The organism is Streptomyces rimosus subsp. rimosus (genome assembly GCF_000720725.1).
GTDB classification, from domain to species: Bacteria; Actinomycetota; Actinomycetes; order Streptomycetales; family Streptomycetaceae; genus Streptomyces; species Streptomyces rimosus_A.
The window spans coordinates 1-280 of sequence record NZ_JOCQ01000265.1; the positions used below are offsets into that span (position 1 = coordinate 1).

General features: G+C 61.1%; 1 protein-coding gene. It reads right to left on the reverse strand.

What is annotated here, in order from left to right:
- Window positions 1-50: 50 nt before the first annotated feature.
- On the reverse strand, window positions 51-280 hold a 230-nt coding region (locus IH45_RS1000000150545), incomplete at its 5' end, for a hypothetical protein (protein WP_234440906.1).

The window sequence follows — 280 nt, forward strand, 5'->3', positions numbered from 1 at the left end:
AGTGATCACGCCGGAAGGCGCGAACAACCCCCTCCGACGGGGAATCGGATTCAAATTCGAACCGGTCGGCTTCCTTCACCGGAAGCCCGGAACGGAAAATGGATCTGATAGAGTCGGAAAGGCCGGAAAGCGAAAGCCGGACGGTCATCCCGCTCCAGCAGGGAGCCGGAAACGGAAAGCGGAAACGCACCGGCGGAAATCAGGACCGCGAGGATCTGATAGAGTCGGAAACGCAAGACCGAAGGGAAGCGCCCGGAGGGCCCGGTGAAACGGGACCGAA